Consider the following 18,020-nt stretch of genomic DNA (forward strand, 5'->3'; position numbering starts at 1 on the left):
AATGGCTTTGACCGATGTGGAGGTCTTGCAGGCCTCTTTGGCGACCTGCAGTTTGAAACGCGCGTCGTATTTGTTCATGTATCCCTCGGGGTTGGATCTGGTGTCCAACTCCCGGGGGTCACTTCATCCTTGGGGGCTTGGCCGCGGCATCCATGCCGCGGACACCCCCGCGAACCCACCCCGCCCGACCTCTGATAGTTTCCGTGTGCTGCCAGCCACGGAAGAGAAAAAGAAAATCAAAAGCGGGTCGCGCGCTGCGCGCGCTCGCTGCCATTTCTCTTCTTCTTTCCCCGTTACTCCCATCGCTTCTGAACCACCAGTTGAGCAAGCTCGACTCTACGAAGTGCGTCCCTCCGTCACCGGGAAACTGTCGAAGGCGGGGGACTGTGGGTTTGCGGGGTGTCCGCGGCATGGATGCCGCGGCCAAGCCCCCAGGGACGGGTTTACGGCGTCCCCGCAAACCCACAGTCCCCCGCCAGTCCCCAGTACAACCCAGAGCCATGAACACCGCTGTTGCTGTTGCTGTTGCTGTTGCTGGTGCTGGTGCTCTGGCTTGAAACGGGTGCCGGGCAGCGCCCGGCCGGGTATCCTTTCCCTCTGATGTCCGACCTTGTCCATGCCAGCCGCGAAGCCCTCAGCGACGGCGGCGCGCTCGCCTCGCACCTGGATGCATTCGTCCCGCGTCCGGCACAGCTGCACCTGACCGAAGCCATCGCCGATGCGCTGCAGCAGCGTGATCTGCTGCTGGCCGAGGCCGGTACCGGCACCGGCAAGACGTTTGCCTATCTGGTGCCGGTGCTGCTGTCCGGGTTGCGCACCATCATCTCCACAGGCACCCGCGCGCTGCAGGACCAGCTCTACCACCGCGATCTGCCACGGGTGCGCCAGGCACTCGGGGTCGGCCTGCGCAGTGCGCTGCTGAAAGGGCGTGCGAACTACCTGTGCCGCTATCGCCTGCAGCAGGCGCGCGGCGAACCGCGGTTTTCCAGTCCCGAGCAGGCCGCGCAGTTCCAGCGCATCCTGGCCTGGTCCGGTCGCTCGGAGTTCGGTGACATCGCCGAGCTCGACGGGCTGGCCGACGACTCCCCATTGCTGCCGATGGTCACCTCCACCGTCGACAACTGCCTGGGCACCGATTGCCCGTTCTGGGATGACTGCTTCGTGGTGCGTGCGCGGCAGCGTGCACAGGCTGCCGATGTGGTGGTGGTCAACCATCACCTGCTGCTGGCCGATCTGGCCCTGAAGCAGGATGGCTTCGGTGAACTGCTGCCGGGCGCCCAGGCCTTCGTCATCGACGAGGCGCACCAGTTGCCCGAACTGGCCGCGCAGTTCTTCGGCGAGGGTTTTGGCATGCGCCCGTGGCAGGAGCTCGGGCGCGATTGCCTGGCTGAAGCACGCGGTGTGGGCGGCGCGCAGTCGGCGCTGCAGGAACCGGTCGACCAGTTGCAGCAGGCGCTGCTGGCGCTGCGTTCGGCGATGGAGGGACTGCCGCCGCGTGGCACGCAATGGCGCGCGCTGGCGATGCCACAGGTGCGCGACGGATTCGATACGGTGATGGCAGGGTTGGTGACCCTGGAGCAGGCATTGCAGCCGCTGCGCGAAGCGGCGGCGGGTCTGGATGCCTGTCATGCGCGGGCGCGCGAGGCGGTCTCGCGGCTCAGCCGCTGGCTGGGCGATGACGAACCCACTCTCGATTTCGACACCGATCCGTCGGAAGCGAGCAGTGCGGCCGATGTGCTCTGGTACGAGCTTACGCCGCGTGGTTTCCGTTGCCAGCGCACGCCGATGGATGTGTCCGGTCCGCTGCGTGAGCATCGCGAGCTCAGCCGTGCCGCGTGGATCTTCACTTCGGCAACGCTGACCGTGGGCGGTGGTTTCGATCACATCGCCACCCGCCTGGGCCTGGACGATCCGCACACGCTGGTGCAGCCAAGCCCGTTCAATTGGCCCGAGCAGGCGCTGTGCTACCTGCCCGAAGGCCTGCCCGATCCGGCGGCGCGCGGGTTTGGCACCGCGCTGATCCAGACCTTGCGGCCGGTGTTGCAGGCCTCGCAGGGCAGGGCCTTCCTGTTGTTTGCCTCGCACCGTGCATTGCGTGAGGCCGCCGAGGCATTGCGCGACGGGCCGTGGCCGTTGTTCGTGCAGGGTGAGGCGCCGCGTGCGACGCTGCTGCAGCGCTTCCGTGAATCCGGCAATGGCGTGCTGCTCGGCTCGGCCAGTTTCCGCGAGGGCGTGGATGTGGTCGGCGAAGCGCTGAGCGTGGTGATGATCGACAAGCTGCCGTTCGCGGCGCCGGACGATCCGGTGTACGAGGCGCGGCTGGAGGCGATCCGCAGCCAGGGCGGCAATCCGTTCCGCGACGAGCAGTTGCCGCAGGCGGTGATCGCATTGAAGCAGGGTGTCGGCCGCCTGATCCGCAGCGAGAGCGACCGTGGCGTGCTGGTACTGTGCGACCCGCGCCTGCTCAACCGGGGCTATGGCCGGGTCTTCCTCGATTCGCTGCCGCCGTTCCGGCGTACTCGCAGCCTGGTCGATGTGCAGGCCTTCTTTACGCCACAATGGGCGCCCGTGTCCGATGATGCGGCTGCCCCAGTCGCTGTTGCGACCGGCCCTGAGCCGGCGCCCGGTGCCACGTTCCCCCTGTTCTGACCCGATCCGATGAAACTGCTCGCCTTTGAAACCGCTACCGAAGCCTGTTCCGTTGCCCTGCATGTCGATGGGCAGGTACTGGAACGCTTCGAGATTGCCCCGCGCCGGCACGCCGAACTGAGCCTGCCGTGGGCGGAGGCGCTGCTGGCCGAAGCCGGCATCAGCCGCCGCCAGCTGGACGGCATCGCGCTCAGCCGCGGCCCGGGTGCGTTCACTGGCGTACGCCTGGCGATCGCGATTGCCCAGGGCATCGCACTGGCACTGGACCGTCCGCTGTTGCCGGTCTCGACGCTGCAGGTGCTGGCGTTGCGGGCACCGACGGAAGAAACGCAGATCCTGTCAGCGATCGATGCGCGGATGGGCGAACTCTACGTTGCCCGCTTCGAGCGCGTGGACGGCCTGCCGGTGGCGCGTGATGCCGAGCGCGTATGCGCACCCGCTGCGGTATCGCTGCCGGAAGGGCTTTCCGCCTACGGTGTGGGTACCGGTTTCGGCGCAGCCGAGGGCGCACTGGTGGCGCAACTTGGGGCTGGCCTGCGTGGATTCGATGCCGCCGCATTGCCGCGCGCGTCGGACGTACTGGCACTGGCGGTGCCGGCCTTCGCGCGCGGTGAAGCCATCGCACCGGAGAAGGTCGAGCCGGCCTATCTGCGCGACAACGTGGCACTGACCCTGGTCGAGCAGCAGGCGGCGCGCGAGGCGAAGGCGAAGGCCAACGGCTGAGCCCCTTGTGGCGGGGTTGGTTGATCGCGTAAATCAAAAGCCGCGCTTGGCCGGGCGGGGTGGGTTCGCGGGGGACGCCGTGAACCCGTCCCTGGGGGCTTAGCCGCGCCATCCATGGCGCGGATACCCCCGCGAACCCACCCCGCCCGACCTCTGACAGTTTCCGTGTGCGTCCGCCACGGAAAATCAAAAGAAAATCAAAGTCAAAAGCGGATCGCTTCGCCCGCATCCACGCATAGCGTGGATGTGTGTCGACCAAGGTCGACACCTACCAACAGCGGAGCGGGACGCGATGCGCCGGGATCTGTCAGAGGTGGGGCGGGGTGGCTGGGCAGGACCGTTGGCGCCATGGATGGCGCCATCGAGCCCCCAAGGATGGGTTTACGGCGTGTCCTGCCCAGCCACCCCGCCACACCAAATCCACAGTCCAACCGCCGCCTTTGACGTTGACGTTGACGTTGACGTTGACGTTCAGCGGGTCCCGGGCCGCAGGCCCGGGCGACAAAACCCTACCGGTCGTCGTGCAGGGTGCCGCCCGGCAGGAACACCCACGTGCGGGTGACCTGCAGGATATCGATCTCATCCTCGGTCTTCGGCAACGGCGGGAACGGCTGCGCCAGCTTCACCACCCGCAGCGCCGCCTCATCCAGCAACGGCATCCCGCTCGAACGCAGGATCCGGCTGCTTTCCACGCTGCCATCGCGGCGCACACCCACGCTGATCACCACCTGGCCACCCAGGCGGCGCTGCCGGGCCTCGTCCGGGTAGTTCAGGTTGCCGACGCGCTCGGCGCGATCGACCCAGGCACGCAGGTAGTTGGCATAGGCATATTCGCGCGTGCTGGCCGACACGAACTTGCGGTTCGGACGCTTGGCGTACTGCGCCGAGCGCAGGTGCACTTCGGCGGCCAGGCGCGCCATCTCCACGTCGCGCTGTTCGCGTGCGCTCAAGGGCGCATCCGGTTCGGGCTGATCCGGCGTGGGCCGGGACTGTGCCTGCGCGACCACCTCTTCGCCATTGCGGCTGCTGACCACCCGCGCCTGCGGCGGCGGAACCGGTGCGGCCGATTGCTGCTGCTGCGGAATCGGGCTGATTCCGGACTGGGCCTGCGGCACGATGCCGGCCTGGTTGTCACGCGGACGCTGTGCGCGGTCGTGTTCGCCACCGCCTTCCTGGTTGGCTGCGGCCAGGAAATCAGCCTGCTTCGGCGTCAGTGCGGTGCGGGTCTGGCTGAAGATCACTTCCAGCGTCGGCACCAGCGGCGCATCGCCCTTCACGGCGAAGCCCACGCCCAGGATCAGCAGGGCGTGGACCAGCACCGACAACGCGATGGTCGCCCCCAGCCGTTGCGCTTCGCGCGGCGGCGGGGGCAGTACGGCAGGTGCGGACGGCATCAGCGCAGGCCGGCCTCGAGTGCGTCGAACAGGGTGCCGGCAATGTTCAGGCCGTACTGTGCGTCCAGTTCGCGCACGCAGGTCGGGCTGGTCACGTTGACCTCGGTCAGGTAATCACCGATCACGTCCAGGCCGACGAAGCGCATGCCGCGACGCTTCATCTCCGGCCCGACCTGGGCGGCGATCCAGCGGTCGCGCTCGCTCAGCGGGCGACCTTCACCGCGGCCACCGGCTGCCAGATTGCCGCGGAATTCATCACCCTGCGGGATGCGCGCCAGGCAGTAGTCGACGGGTTCGCCATCGACCAGCAGGATGCGCTTGTCGCCAGCGGTGATGTCGGGAATGAACTTCTGTGCCAGCGCCATCCTGTGGCCGCCGTCGGTCAGGGTTTCCAGGATCACATTCAGGTTCGGATCGCCCTGGCCGCTGCGGAAGATCGAGCGGCCGCCCATGCCATCCAGCGGCTTCAGAACCGCCTGGCCGTGTTCCAGGGCAAAGGCCTTCAGCGCCTTGGCATCGCGGCTGACCAGGGTCGGCGGGCAGCACTGCGGGAACAGCAGGGCGGCCAGCTTCTCGTTGTAGTCGCGCAGGCCCTGCGGGTTGTTGACCACGCAGGCACCGGCAGCGGCGGCCACATCCAGCACCTGGGTGTCGTAGATGTACTCGGCGTCGACCGGCGGGTCCTTGCGCATCAGCACGATCTGGCCGGGACCGAACTCGGTACGGCTGAACGCACCCAGCTCATACCAGCCGGCCGGGTCGTCGCGCACCTGCAGCGGTGCGGTCTGGGCCACCGCCACGCCACCTTCCAGGGCCAACCCGCCCGGGCGCACGTAGTGCAGGGCATGGCCGCGGCGCTGGGCTTCCAGCAACATGGCGAAGGTGGTGTCCTTGGCGATCTTGATGTGGGCGATGGGGTCCATCACCACGATGACGTTCAACGGCATGGGCGCACCTGTCTGGCAAGGCGTTGATGGTAGCGGCAACGCCGGTCGCGCGCCTCCCCGCCTTACTGCAACGCAGCGTCCGCCCGGCGGTCGCGCACGCATTGCGAAACCCGTCACGTTCAGGAGGGTGCCATGCCCCGCGCCATGGGGCGGCCTTGAAGCGGGCGCGGAAAGTGCGATATAGATACGCTTTCGTAGCGGCCCCCGCCAGAGATCGGGCCGTGCGCTTGGGGATAGGCAATGACTGAAAACACGACTGCGGGCGGGGAACTCGCAGGACTCCGGGTGATGGTCATCGATGATTCGAAGACCATCCGCAGGACTGCGGAAACGCTGCTCAAGCGCGAAGGCTGCGAGGTGGTCACCGCCACCGACGGCTTCGAAGCGCTTGCGAAGATCGCAGACCAGCAACCGCAGATCATCTTCGTCGACATCATGATGCCGCGCCTGGACGGCTACCAGACCTGTGCGCTGATCAAGGGCAACCAGCTGTTCAAGGCGACCCCGGTCATCATGCTGTCGTCCAAGGATGGCCTGTTCGACAAGGCGCGGGGACGCATCGTCGGCTCGGAGCAGTACCTGACGAAGCCTTTCACGCGTGAAGAACTGCTGGGTGCCATCCGCACATACGTCAACGCCTGACCAGGGGGGAAAGGCACAATGGCTCGTATCGTTCTGATCGAGGATTCACCGACCGACCGCGCGGTGTTCACCCAGTGGCTGCGCCGTGCCGGCCATGAGGTGCTGGAAGCGGACAACGCCGAGGATGGACTGCAGCTGGTCCGCGACCAGGTGCCGCAGCTGGTGCTGATGGACGTGGTCCTGCCCGGCATGAGCGGCTTCCAGGCCACCCGCGCGATGGCCCGTGACGCGGCGATCAAGCACATCCCGGTGATCATCGTCAGCACCAAGGCGATGGAAACCGACAAGGCATGGGGCCTGCGCCAGGGCGCAGCCGATTACATCGTCAAGCCGCCGCGCGAGGATGAACTGATCGCGCGGATCAACGAACTGGTGGCCTGATGCGCTCGCCCTTCGACATTCTCGAAGCCTACGAACGGCGCAGCCTGGCCCATGCGGTGCAGCTGCCCGAACGGCAGTTCGCCCAGGACCTCTGGCGTGGCGTGGGCTACCGCGTCGGCCAGCGCCGGCTGGTGTCCGATTTCCGCGAAGTGGTGGAAATCGTGCCGATGCCGCCGGTGACCCCGGTGCCGTGCGCGCAGCCGTGGCTGCTGGGCGTAGGCAACCTGCGCGGCAACCTGTTCCCGGTGGTCGACCTGAAGTACTTCCTGGAAGGCACGCGCACCGTGCAGCAGGAAGGCCAGCGCGTGCTGATCATGCGCCAGGCCGGCGGCGACGTCGCGCTGACCATCGATGAACTGTTCGGCCAGCGCAGCTTCGAACTGGACCAGCAGATCGCGGCCGGCACGCTGGCCGAAGGACGTTACGGCCACTTCGTCGATCGCGCCTTCCACGCCGACGGCCACGACTGGGGCGTGTTCTCGCTCTCGCTGCTGTCGCGTACCCCTGAATTCCGGCAAGCCGCGGCCTGAGGCCGGGCATCGCCCCCTGCATTGAAGATCGAGGTTGAACGATGAGTACTGCTTCGGACGCCACCAAGACCGGCAAGCTGCGGCTGGGCGGCAGCAACCTCTGGTTGTTCCTGCTGCTGGCATCGATGATCCTGTTCGGCGTCAACACCGGCGTCGCCACCTGGCAGGGCAGTCGCCTGGCCGATGCCGGCTCCAAGGCGGCCGACCTGCAGGTGCTGTCACAGCAGCTGGCCAACCAGGGCCGTGATGCGGTGGGCGGCAACGCGCAGGCGTTCACCGCCTTCAAGGCCACCCGCAACGCGATCGAACAGAACGTGTCGACCCTGCAGGGGCGCTACGGCAAGGAACCGGGCGTGTCCGGTGCGATCGCCACCCTGGCCGAGACCTGGGCGCCGCTGGGCAAGCAGGCCGGGCAGCTGGTCGCCAGCGAGCCCGCCGTGCTGGCGCTGGCCGGCAATGCCAACAACTTCACCGGCGCGGTGCCGGGCCTGCAGGCCCAGCTGAACGAGCTGGTGCGCGCGATGTCCGCCTCGGGCGCGCCGTCGTCGCAGGTGTACAGCGCACTGCAGCAGGTCGTGGTGGCCGGTTCGATGGCCCGCCGCGTGACCGAAATGCGTGCCGGTGGCAGCGCCGCTGCCACCTCGGGCGATGCACTGGCACGCGACATTACCGTGTTCTCGCAGGTGCTCGACGGCCTGCGCAACGGCAACGAGGAACTGGGCATCACCGCCGTGCGCGGTGCCGCCGCCGTGGCCGCGCTGGAGCAGTCGCAGCAGAAGTGGGAGGCAATGAAGCAGGACGCCGATGCGATCCTGGCCAGCTCGCGCCAGCTGTTCGCCGCCCAGTCCGCCGCCACCGCGCTGGGCCAGGGCTCGGCGCACATGCTGGACGACAGCCGCAAGCTGTTCGAGGCGTTCTCCTCGTTCGGCTCGGTGTCCGATACCCGCCTGTTCCCGAACTTCTGGATCGGCGTGGTGTCCGGTGCGCTGTCGCTGATCGCGATCATCGGCTTCGTCTCCACCAACGTGCGCAGCCGCTCGCGCGAGCAGGAGCTGCGCTACCAGACCCAGGTGGAGTTCAACAGCCGCAACCAGCAGGCGATCATGCGGCTGCTGGACGAAATTTCGTCGCTGGGTGAGGGCGACCTGACCGTGAAGGCCTCGGTGACCGAGGACATGACCGGCGCCATCGCCGACGCAATCAATTACGCGGTTGACGAGCTGCGCCACCTGGTAACCACCATCAACGACACCTCGGCCAAGGTCGCGCTGTCCACCCAGGAAACCCAGGCCACCGCCATGCAGCTGGCAGAGGCGGCAGGCCACCAGGCCAACCAGATCACCTCGGCCTCGGACCGCATCGGCGAAATCGCGGCGAGCATCGAGCAGGTGTCGCGCAACTCGGCCGAGTCGGCCGACGTGGCACAGCGCTCGGTGGTGATCGCCGCCGAAGGTGCCGGCGTGGTGCGCGAGACCATCCAGGGCATGGACCAGATCCGTGACCAGATCCAGGAAACCTCCAAGCGCATCAAGCGCCTGGGCGAGTCGTCGCAGGAAATCGGCTCGATCGTGGAACTGATCAACGACATTTCCGAGCAGACCAACATCCTGGCATTGAACGCGGCGGTGCAGGCGGCTTCGGCCGGTGAAGCGGGCCGCGGTTTCGCGGTCGTGGCCGACGAAGTGCAGCGCCTGGCAGAACGCACCTCGGGCGCAACCCGACGCATCGAGAACCTGGTCCAGGCCATTCAGGCCGATACCAACGAAGCGGTCACCTCGATGGAACAGACCACCGCCGAAGTGGTGTCCGGTGCACGCCTGGCCGAGGACGCCGGCACCGCACTGACCGAAATCGAGCGCGTGTCCAATGCACTGAACACCCTCATCAAGAACATCTCCATCGCCGCCCAGCAGCAGTCGGCTGCGGCCTCGGACATCACCCGTACCATGGGCGTGATCCGGCAGATCACCGGCCAGACCTCGCAGGGTGCCGGGCAGACCGCCGAATCGATCGGTCACCTCGCGCAGCTGGCGGCCGACCTGCGCCGTTCGGTCGCCGACTTCAAGCTGCCGGCGTGACGCGGGCAGGGCGGCGAGCAAGGAACCAGTCGATGAAGCATTTCCATTCCCCACGCCAGAACTCGCGCGGCTTCCGCGCGGCGGCGAACGGAGCGCGTCCATGAGCAGTCTGCGCGATGCGATGAGCCACGCAGCGCTGGGTTGGGTCAAGCCCGAGCTGGACGAGACCCTGCGCCAGGTGCGCAACGAGGTCGAGTACTACGCGGAAGACCCGGCCGATGCCAGCCGCATGCGCATCTGCGCCGGCTACCTGCACCAGGTGCAGGGCACCCTGCGCATGGTCGAGCTGTACGCCCCGGCGATGGTGGCCGAGGAGCTTGAACAGCTGGCCAATGCCATCGGCGCCGGTAGCGTGGCTGATCGGGATGAAGCCTGCGCGACCCTGATGCGTGGCAGCGTGCTGCTGCCCGACTACCTGGAGCGGCTGCAGAACGGCCACCGCGATATTCCGATCGTGCTGATGCCGCTGCTCAACGAAATCCGTGCCGCGCGTGGCGAAGAGGGCGTGCATGACAGCGTGCTGCTGGCGTTCGCGCCGGACAGCGTCAGCGCCACCGAGGCCGAGCTGGACCATGCCCGTGGCAGCCTGAGCGGGCGCAACCGCGAGCTGCTGGATACCGTGGGCAGCGCGGTGAAGGAAGAACTGCTGCGCATCAAGGATGCGCTGGACCTGCACCTGCGTACTGGCGGTGCGCCCGAACAGCTGCAGACCCAGGCCAACGAACTTGGCGCCGTGGCCGATACGCTGGGCATGATGGGCCTGGGCGTTGCCCGCGGGGTGGTCGTGCAGCAGCGCGATGCGCTGCGTGGCGTGGTCGAAGGGCGCCAGCAGATCGACGAGAACCTGCTGCTGGATATCGCCGGCGCATTGCTCTACGTGGACGCGTCGTTGGATGACCAGGTTGCCCATCTGGGCGCCGGCGGCAGTGGCGAAGATGACCCCAGCGCGGTGGAGAACCGGCGCACGGTGGAGGTGCTGGCACATGAGGCCATCGCCAACTTCGCCGCCGCCCGCGAGCATTTCGTCGCTTTCATTGAAACCAGCTGGAACCATGCCGAGCTGCAGGACGTGCCGCGCCTGCTGGGCGATGTGTCCGGTGCGCTGCGCATGCTCGACCTGAACACCGCCGCCGATTACCTGCGCGGTGTGCAGCAGTACATCGAAGCCGAGCTGATCGGTCGCCAGCGCGTGCCCAGTGGCCGCCAGCTGGACACCCTGGCCGATGCCATGGCCAGCCTGGAGTACTACCTCGAGGCTCTGCGTGACCGCCGCCCGGGCCGCGAGGACATCCTCGACATCACCCGCAGCAGCCTTGAAGCACTGCGCTATTGGCCGTTGCCGGACCGCAATGCGGTGGCGCCTGTTGCCGCCGCGCCGATTCCGTTCGCATCGCTGCTGGTGGACCGCGAGCCGATCGCGCTGCAGGCCGAGCCGGTACAGCCGGAGCCCATCGAGATTCCGGTGCAGCCGGCCGCGCCCGCCGCCGGCACGGTGCCGGTGCCGCTGCCGGACTTCACCTTCGATCCGCCACCGGCCGCGCCTGCACCGGAGGTGGTGGGCAACCGCCTGATGTTCGGGGCGCTGGGGAGTGTCGCCTCCACACCGCTGTCGCTGCATGACGACGCGGATGCACCGCTGGTCTTCGCCGCGTCCAGCGCGCCTGCGCCCGAGGTACCGCAATGGGATCTCGCACCGTTCCATCCGGACTCCGAGCCGACCGCGAGTGCCGAAGACGAGCGCAGTCCGACCTTCGCCAGCTTCGACCCAGTCAGTTTCGAACGGGCCGAAACCAGCGTGGAACCGGCGCCGCAGTGGACACTGTCGGAGGCAACACCGCCGGCATTGGCCGATGTGGCTGTGATGGATGTCGAGGACGACGTCGACGCGTCGGTGCCTTTTGACACCGCTGACGTTGCCGCGCCCGTGTTCGACCCGGTGGCTGCCGAGCACGATGTGGTCGCCGCCGGTGACGACGTGGTGTTCCGTTTCGACGCCGATGCGCTGGACAATGCCGACGACGTGCTGTCGCTGCACGCGATGGAGACGCTGTCGCTGGACGACGACGCCGGATTGCACCCGGCGCTGGAGATCGTCGATCCCGCTGCATCCGTGCGGGTGGACGAAAGCCCTGTGGTTGCCGAAGCGGACGCGGTTCCGGCGGATGTGCAGGAGGACGTGCCCGCGCCGATGGCCGAGGTGCTGACGCCGGTCTCCGATGCACCGGCACCGGCGGTGTCGGTGATTGATATCGACACCATCGCGCCCATCGACTTCAGCGAAGCCGACGCGCAGTTCTTCGCCGAGCTGAGCGCGGCGGCGGCCGATTTCAATCCGCAGGCCATGGCGGCTCCGCCCGCTGCGGACATCCCGGTCGTGGCCGGCACCGAGACCGGCTTCGAGGCCGGCTTCGACGACGATGCCGAGAACATCGACGAGGACATCCGCGAGGTGTTCCTGGAAGAGTTCGACGACGAGCTGGCCAACCTGGGCACGCTGCTGCCGGCATGGCGCATGCAGCTGGACAACATGGACCGGCTGCGGCCGATCCGCCGCATCTTCCACACCCTCAAGGGCAGTGGCCGCCTGGTGGGTGCACGCACCCTGGGCGAGTTCGCCTGGAAGATCGAAGGCATGCTCAATCGCGTGCTCGATGGCAGTCGCCCGGCGACTCCGGCGGTGCTGGCGATGGTCGACAACGCCCATGCCGCGCTGCCGCAGCTGAACGCCGCGCTGCGCCATGGCCAGCGCATCAGCGTGGACCTGCAGGCGATGCAGGCCATTGCCGATCGGGTCGGTGCCGGCGAGGAGACCTTCTACGTGCCGTTGCCGGCTGCGGCCGCACCGGCAGCGACACTGGCCGAGTCCGAAGGCGAAGACGAAATCAGCCGCCTGCTGGAAGCCGAGGCCGCTGCGTCGGCGCAGGCCGATGCCACGGCGGTGGCGGAAGACGCCGGTACCCCGGCCAACATCGACAGCGTACTGCGCGAGATCCTTGAGGCCGAGGTCGAACTCCACCAGGCGACCCTGCAGGAATGGCTGCGCTCGGCGCAGCAGGCACCGCAGCCGGTCAGCGACGCACTGCTGCGTGCGGTGCACACCATGAACGGCGCCTTCGCGATGACCGAAGTGCCGGAAATCACGGCGGTCACCGGCGGTGCCGAGTCCTACATCAAGCGCGCCCTGGCCGCCGACGTGGTGCCTGGCGACGAGGGCGTAGCCGCACTGGATGCGACCGCGCAGGCGATCACCGCGACCATGGAGGCGCTGCAGGCCGAACAGCCGCGGATTGTTCCGCAGGGCGCGTTGGTACAGCGGCTGCAGGCATTGGCCGGCGAGCTGCCGGAAGCGCGCTGGCCGCTGTTCGCGCTGGAAGACGAGGACGAAGAGGCCGTCGAGCTGGCGCCTGATGCCGAGCAGGCATCCGCGGCCGAAGCGCCGCTGGCCGGGCTGGACACGCTGGACGAAACCAGCATGCCGTCCGCTTTCGATGCGGCGACCGATCTCATTGCCGAGCCGCAGTCGCATGCCGAAGATGCGCTGGAACCGGTTCCAGCTGCAACCGGGCTGGAGGCGCTGGACGTCGCAGCCGACAGCGGCCTGGACGTGGGTGAGCTGACCGCCAGCGACGATCTTTCGCGTTACTTCGACGCCGGCTGGCCGTCGGTGCCGGGCGAGGGTGAACCTGCCGCGGACGACACCGGCGCGATTGAATCGATCCAGCCGATTGAAAGTGCGCCTGATGTTGCCCAGCACGAATCAGATGCCGTGCCGGCGATCGCGACGGTCGACGACGCTGACCTGACCATGGCGGACGATCTGTCGCCGTACCTCGACGCCAGTGCGCTGCCGGTGGATGACCGCGACGCGGAAGAGTTGCCGGTGTCTGCGGAAGTTGACGCGATCGACCTGAATACGCCGTTGCCGTTTGATTCGGACAGTGACGATGACAACGTCATTGACGACGCTGCTGCACTGCCACTCGACAGCGAGCTGTCGAGCCTGCAGGATGAAATGGCTGTGCCGGGTTTTGCAGAACCGGTCACGCTGGCAGCCGCGCTCGAGGCCGGCCTGCACGTGATCGAGGAGGAGCAGACCCTGGACGACGACGGGCAATGGCCCGTGATCGGCCTCCAGGCCAGCGAACTCGCGCCGGGCGAGGCAGATGCCTTTGCCGAGGATGCGGACGTCGGCGGGGAGGCGGCGGTCGGTGAAGGAGAGAGCGCCGATCAGCCGTCCCCGGCGACGGTGATTGAGGAGATCACCGCAGAGGCGCCGCAGGGCGGCACTGCTGCGGTGCGCTTCTTCGAAATGGAAGACGCACCGGGCCAGGGCACGGTCGATACCGATGCACAGGTTGCAGCGACCGACATCGTGCCGCGTGCGCCGCACCACGAGCACGCACCTGTTGCGGCGGATGCCGAAGACGGCGCCGATGCACTCGACTTCAGCGTGTACGACCGCGAGCTGGTCGATATCTTTGTCGAGGAAGGCAAGGACCTGCTCGACCACTGCGATGGCCTGATCAGCGAACTGCGCGATGCACCGCAGGACCGCGAGGTGCTGGCCGGCCTGCAGCGTGATCTGCACACCCTGAAGGGTGGCGCACGCATGGCTGGCATCAATGCCATCGGCGACCTTGGCCACAGCATCGAATCGCTGCTGGAGGCGGTGGCCGCTGGCCGCACCGAGATCGAGCGCCGCGACGTGCAGCTGCTGGAGCGTGGCTTTGACCGCCTGCACCAGCTGCTCACCCGCACCGGCGCGCACCGCGTGGTGGAGCCGGCGCAGGATCTGGTCGAAGCCTTCGAGGTCCGCACCACCATCGATATCGCCGCAGCCGCTGCGGCCGCGCGTGCGGCCAGCGAGATCGAGACCGTGCCCGCACAGGCCGCGGGCCCGCTGGCGACCCTGATCGAAGCGCCGCTGTCGGCTCCGCTTCCGGCCGAGGGCGTGGTCGATGAAGATCCGCTGGCGCGTCCGCAGCAGGAGCAGGTGCGAGTGCGTGCCGACCTGCTCGACCGCCTGGTCAACCATGCCGGTGAAGTGGCGATCTACCGCTCGCGGCTTGAACAGCAGCTGGGTGCCTTCCGTGGTGCCATGGGCGAACTGGAGCGCACCAATGCGCGACTGCGTGACCAGCTGCGGCGACTCGACCTGGAAACCGAGGCGCAGATCGTCGCCCGCTACCAGCGCGAGCAGGACCAGGCCGACCAGAAGTTCGATCCGCTGGAGCTGGACCGCTTCTCCACCCTGCAGCAGCTCAGCCGTGCGCTGAACGAGTCGGCGGCCGACCTGGGTGGCCTGCAGGGCGTGCTGGACGATCTGTCGCGCCAGTACGATTCGCTGCTGCAGCAGCAGTCGCGCGTCAGCTCCGAGCTGCAGGATGGCCTGATGCGCGCGCGCATGGTGCCCTTCGATGGCCTGGTGCCGCGCCTGCGCCGCGTGGTCCGCCAGTCCGGCATGGATACCGGCAAGCAGGTCCACCTGACCCTGGAAGGAACCCACGGCGAACTCGACCGCAACGTCCTCGACCGCATGGTCGCGCCGCTGGAACACATGCTGCGCAACTCCGTGGCCCATGGCCTGGAAGCGCCGGAACAGCGCCGCGCCGCCGGCAAGCCGGAGGAGGGCGAGATCGCCATCCGCCTGCACCGCGAAGGTTCGGAAATCGTGCTGGAAGTGGCCGATGACGGTGCTGGCCTGGACCGCGAGGCGATCCGCCGCCGCGCCATCGACCGTGGCCTGCTGGCCGCCGATGCGCAGCCGAACGAGCAGGAGCTGGACAACCTGATCTTCGCGTCCGGCTTCACCACCGCCGACCAGGTCAGCCAGCTGGCCGGTCGTGGCGTGGGCATGGACGTGGTGCGCAACGAAGTGCGCCAGCTCGGTGGCTCGGTCGACATCCAGTCGGTGCGGGGCCAGGGCGTACGCTTCACCCTGCGCCTGCCGCAGACGCTGGCCGTCACCCAAGCGGTGTTCGTGCAGATCGGCGAAACCACCTTCGCGGTGCCGGTGGCCTCGGTCAGTGGTATCGGCCGCCTGCCGCGCGAGCGTTTCGAAGCCGCCGACAGCAGCTACCGTTACAGCGGCGAAGACTATCCGCTGTACGACCTCGGCAGCCTGGTCGGGCAGGCCCCGGCGCGTGCCGATGGCCAGGACCAGGTGCCGCTGCTGCTGGTCCGTGCCGGTGATCTGCGTGCCGCCGTGGCGATCGACCAGGTGCTGGGCAACCGCGAAATCGTGGTCAAGCCGGTCGGCCTGCAGATCGCGTCGGTGCCGGGCATCTACGGCGCGACCATCACCGGCGATGGCCGCGTGGCGGTGATCCTGGACGTGGCGCCGCTGGTGCGCCGCTTCCTCGCCAACCCGACGCTGCCGGTGCTGGCCAACGCACCGCGCCAGGAGCGCCAGGTGCCGCTGGTGATGGTGGTCGACGACTCGCTGACGATGCGCAAGGTCACCGGCCGCATCCTCGAACGCCACAACTTCGAGGTCAGCGTCGCCCGCGACGGCGTGGAAGCGCTGGAACGCCTGGAAGAGCGCGTGCCGGACCTGATGCTGCTGGATATCGAGATGCCGCGCATGGATGGCTACGAGCTCGCCACCGCGATGCGTGCCGACCCGCGCTACAGGGACGTGCCGATCGTGATGATCACTTCGCGCAGCGGTGACAAGCACCGCCAGCGCGCCTTCGAGATCGGTGTCCAGCGTTACCTGGGCAAGCCGTACCAGGAACTGGACCTGATGCGTAACGTGTACGACCTGCTGGGGATCGCCCGTGTCCGTGAGTGAAGCCCATCCGGCCCCGGCCGTTGCCCTGTTGGCCCGCCCCGGCGCCGCGCGCGAGCGCCTGCGTGAGGCGTTGTCGCACGCCGATGTGCAGCTGGTGCTGGAAGAAGACCCCAACAGCCTGGAGCCGCAGGTCCTGCAGCAGGCGCGACCGCAGTTCGTGGTGATCGCCCTGGAGGCGGCCATCGAGGACGCGCTGGAACGGCTGGACACTGTGCTGTCCGCACCTGGCCTGACCCTGGTGTTCGACGAGGCCGAACTGGCCGCACGCCGTGATGGTTGGGAAGTGCAGCGCTGGGGCCGCCATCTGGCCGCCAAGCTGCACGGCCACCAGCAGGTGCTGCCGCCCGGTGCCGAGGAAGAACCCAGCCTGCAGCTGGAACCGGGCCATCCGGCACCGCCGCCCGCGCCACGCGAAGAAGCACTGCAGCCGCACCTGGAACAGGCGCTGAGCTGGGCCGACGACGTCCCGGCCGACCGCCTGTACTCGCCCCCCGCGCACCTGCACGAGCCGATCGCGCTGGAGCAGGCACTGGCCGCGCTGCAGCCGATCGTCCCCGAATCGCTGCAGGCGCCGTCGTTGCCGCCAGCGATGGCCGAGCCTGCCACTGCCGCACCGCTGGTCTCCTTCGACCACACCGCGTGGTCGCTGGTCGATGACGTGGCGGATGCACCGGCCGCTGCTGCCAACATCGCTGCGGTCGAAGCGGCACCGCCCTCGTTCGATACCGATCACCTGAGCCTGGTCGATCTGGACGCTGCCGCGCCGGTCGGCGCACGCGCCGGATCGCTGCTGGTGCTGGCCGGCATCGGTGGCCCGGATGCGCTGCGTCGCCTGCTCGGCGCGCTGCCGCCTTCGCTGAGCGTGCCCGTCCTGGTGCACATGCGCCTGGATGGCGGGCGCTACGGCAACCTGGTCAAGCAGATGGCACGCGTGTCGCCGTTGCCGGTGCAGCTGGCTGAAGCCGGCCAGCGTGCAACTCCGGGTGAAGTGCACGTGCTGGCCGATGACATCGGCGTGCAGGCAGCCAGTGACGGCCTGCATTTCGTCAGCGACGCGCAGGGCATTGCGATTGCCGCGCTGCCAGCTGACCACACCGCGCTGGTCCTGCTCAGCGGCGCTGACCTTGCGCATGTTGGTCCGGCGCTGGATCTGGCCGCCGCCGGTGCATGGGTGGCCGGGCAGGTGGGCGAGGGCTGCTACGACCCGGCTGCGGCCACGGCGGTGGTTGCTGCCGGCATGGTGGCCGGTGAACCGCAGGAACTGGCGCAGGCGATTGCCGCGCGCTGGGGTGAGCAGGACGACAACGGAGAAGCACCATGAGCTATGCCAGCAATGACGAAATCCGTGGCGTCCTGATCCAGGCCGGCAACGCGCGCGTGCTGCTGCCCAATGCCACCGTGGCCGAAATGATGTCGCGCGTGCCGGTGCAGCCGGTCTCCGATGCGCCGCGCTGGCTGGTCGGCAAGATCGGCTGGCATGGCTGGCAGGTGCCGCTGGTGTCGTTCGCACGTCTTTCGGGACTGGGCGAAGAAGCCGTGGGCGGCCACAACAAGGTGGTGGTGCTGAAGGCCCTCAGCGGCAACGCGCAACGCCCGTACTACGCCCTGCTGACGCAGAACTTCCCGCAGCTGATTTCGGTGCCGCGCGACGGCCTGCTGGCTGACGCCTCGGAAGAAACCCTGCCGGACATCGTGCACATGCGTGTGCTGCTGGGCGAGCAGAGCGCGCTGCTGCCGAACCTGGACGCGCTGGAAGCCGCCCTGGATTCGCTGGCGGCCTGATCGGACATCCGCCGGGCATTTTGAATTCCTGGTAGTGCCGGCCGCTGGCCGGCATCCACGGAATCATGCGGTTGCCGGCCAGCGGCCGGCACTATCAGGAA

General features: G+C 68.0%; 11 protein-coding genes. 9 read left to right on the forward strand and 2 right to left on the reverse strand.

The genetic code is table 11. From position 1 onward, the window contains the following. The first annotated feature begins 600 nt into the window (after positions 1-600). Complete coding sequence (yoaA, locus tag AC5O77_RS12715; protein WP_478058446.1) at positions 601-2,649, forward strand: DNA repair helicase YoaA; 2,049 nt, start codon at positions 601-603, stop codon at positions 2,647-2,649. 9 nt (positions 2,650-2,658) lie between these two features. After that, positions 2,659-3,372, forward strand: coding sequence for a tRNA (adenosine(37)-N6)-threonylcarbamoyltransferase complex dimerization subunit type 1 TsaB (gene tsaB, locus AC5O77_RS12720; protein WP_132810646.1), 714 nt, complete (start codon positions 2,659-2,661; stop codon positions 3,370-3,372). Between the two features lie 509 nt (positions 3,373-3,881). On the opposite strand, the gene AC5O77_RS12725 is transcribed toward tsaB, so the two are convergent. Together AC5O77_RS12725 and gshB are read right to left on the reverse strand one after the other, a co-directional pair. Beyond that, positions 3,882-4,766 carry an energy transducer TonB family protein gene (locus tag AC5O77_RS12725; protein ID WP_478058418.1) on the reverse strand — a complete coding sequence of 295 codons (885 nt, stop codon included), beginning with the start codon at positions 4,764-4,766 and terminating at the stop codon, positions 3,882-3,884. Then, positions 4,766-5,713: a glutathione synthase gene (gene gshB, locus AC5O77_RS12730; protein WP_012511876.1), complete on the reverse strand. Its 948-nt coding sequence runs from the start codon at positions 5,711-5,713 to the stop codon at positions 4,766-4,768. The genes AC5O77_RS12725 and gshB overlap by 1 nt, the downstream gene beginning before the upstream one ends. 240 nt (positions 5,714-5,953) lie before the next feature. Here gshB and pilG point away from each other — a divergent pair, with 240 nt between their 5' ends. The 7 genes from pilG to AC5O77_RS12765 all read left to right on the forward strand — a co-directional run bounded on the left by pilG (position 5,954) and on the right by AC5O77_RS12765 (position 17,919). Continuing rightward, positions 5,954-6,355, forward strand: a complete 402-nt coding sequence (gene pilG / locus AC5O77_RS12735) for a twitching motility response regulator PilG (protein ID WP_005418455.1) — start codon at positions 5,954-5,956, stop codon at positions 6,353-6,355. Between the two features lie 18 nt (positions 6,356-6,373). Beyond that, the gene (locus AC5O77_RS12740; protein WP_005410717.1) at positions 6,374-6,736 is read left to right on the forward strand and encodes a response regulator; all 363 of its coding nucleotides are present in this window, start codon (positions 6,374-6,376) and stop codon (positions 6,734-6,736) included. Then, the gene (locus AC5O77_RS12745) at positions 6,736-7,266 is read left to right on the forward strand and encodes a chemotaxis protein CheW (RefSeq protein ID WP_005410716.1); all 531 of its coding nucleotides are present in this window, start codon (positions 6,736-6,738) and stop codon (positions 7,264-7,266) included. Before AC5O77_RS12740 ends, AC5O77_RS12745 begins: the two co-directional genes overlap by 1 nt. A gap of 41 nt (positions 7,267-7,307) precedes the next feature. Further along, positions 7,308-9,344: a methyl-accepting chemotaxis protein gene (locus tag AC5O77_RS12750; RefSeq protein WP_032130100.1), complete on the forward strand. Its 2,037-nt coding sequence runs from the start codon at positions 7,308-7,310 to the stop codon at positions 9,342-9,344. Positions 9,345-9,444: 100 nt separating this feature from the next. Continuing rightward, on the forward strand, positions 9,445-16,137 hold the full coding sequence (locus AC5O77_RS12755) for an Hpt domain-containing protein (protein WP_478058419.1): 6,693 nt from the start codon (positions 9,445-9,447) through the stop codon (positions 16,135-16,137). After that, complete coding sequence (locus tag AC5O77_RS12760; RefSeq protein ID WP_478058420.1) at positions 16,124-17,458, forward strand: chemotaxis protein CheB; 1,335 nt, start codon at positions 16,124-16,126, stop codon at positions 17,456-17,458. Before AC5O77_RS12755 ends, AC5O77_RS12760 begins: the two co-directional genes overlap by 14 nt. Beyond that, the gene (locus AC5O77_RS12765; RefSeq protein WP_049400402.1) at positions 17,455-17,919 is read left to right on the forward strand and encodes a chemotaxis protein CheW; all 465 of its coding nucleotides are present in this window, start codon (positions 17,455-17,457) and stop codon (positions 17,917-17,919) included. The genes AC5O77_RS12760 and AC5O77_RS12765 overlap by 4 nt, the downstream gene beginning before the upstream one ends. Positions 17,920-18,020: the final 101 nt, after the last annotated feature.

The sequence above is a fragment of the Stenotrophomonas sp. INTA L402-1 genome (genome assembly GCF_059295135.1).

What these genes read in the sequence shown, in the direction of transcription:
- AC5O77_RS12745 (WP_005410716.1), top strand. Translation starts at nt 6,736, where the DNA reads ATGCGCTCGCCCTTCGACATTCTCGAAGCCTACGAACGGCGCAGCCTG.
- pilG (WP_005418455.1), top strand. Translation starts at nt 5,954, where the DNA reads ATGACTGAAAACACGACTGCGGGCGGGGAACTCGCAGGACTCCGGGTG.
- AC5O77_RS12755 (WP_478058419.1), top strand. Translation starts at nt 9,445, where the DNA reads ATGAGCAGTCTGCGCGATGCGATGAGCCACGCAGCGCTGGGTTGGGTC.
- yoaA (WP_478058446.1), top strand. Translation starts at nt 601, where the DNA reads ATGTCCGACCTTGTCCATGCCAGCCGCGAAGCCCTCAGCGACGGCGGC.
- AC5O77_RS12750 (WP_032130100.1), top strand. Translation starts at nt 7,308, where the DNA reads ATGAGTACTGCTTCGGACGCCACCAAGACCGGCAAGCTGCGGCTGGGC.
- AC5O77_RS12740 (WP_005410717.1), top strand. Translation starts at nt 6,374, where the DNA reads ATGGCTCGTATCGTTCTGATCGAGGATTCACCGACCGACCGCGCGGTG.
- tsaB (WP_132810646.1), top strand. Translation starts at nt 2,659, where the DNA reads ATGAAACTGCTCGCCTTTGAAACCGCTACCGAAGCCTGTTCCGTTGCC.
- gshB (WP_012511876.1), bottom strand. Translation starts at nt 5,713, where the DNA reads ATGCCGTTGAACGTCATCGTGGTGATGGACCCCATCGCCCACATCAAG.
- AC5O77_RS12765 (WP_049400402.1), top strand. Translation starts at nt 17,455, where the DNA reads ATGAGCTATGCCAGCAATGACGAAATCCGTGGCGTCCTGATCCAGGCC.
- AC5O77_RS12725 (WP_478058418.1), bottom strand. Translation starts at nt 4,766, where the DNA reads ATGCCGTCCGCACCTGCCGTACTGCCCCCGCCGCCGCGCGAAGCGCAA.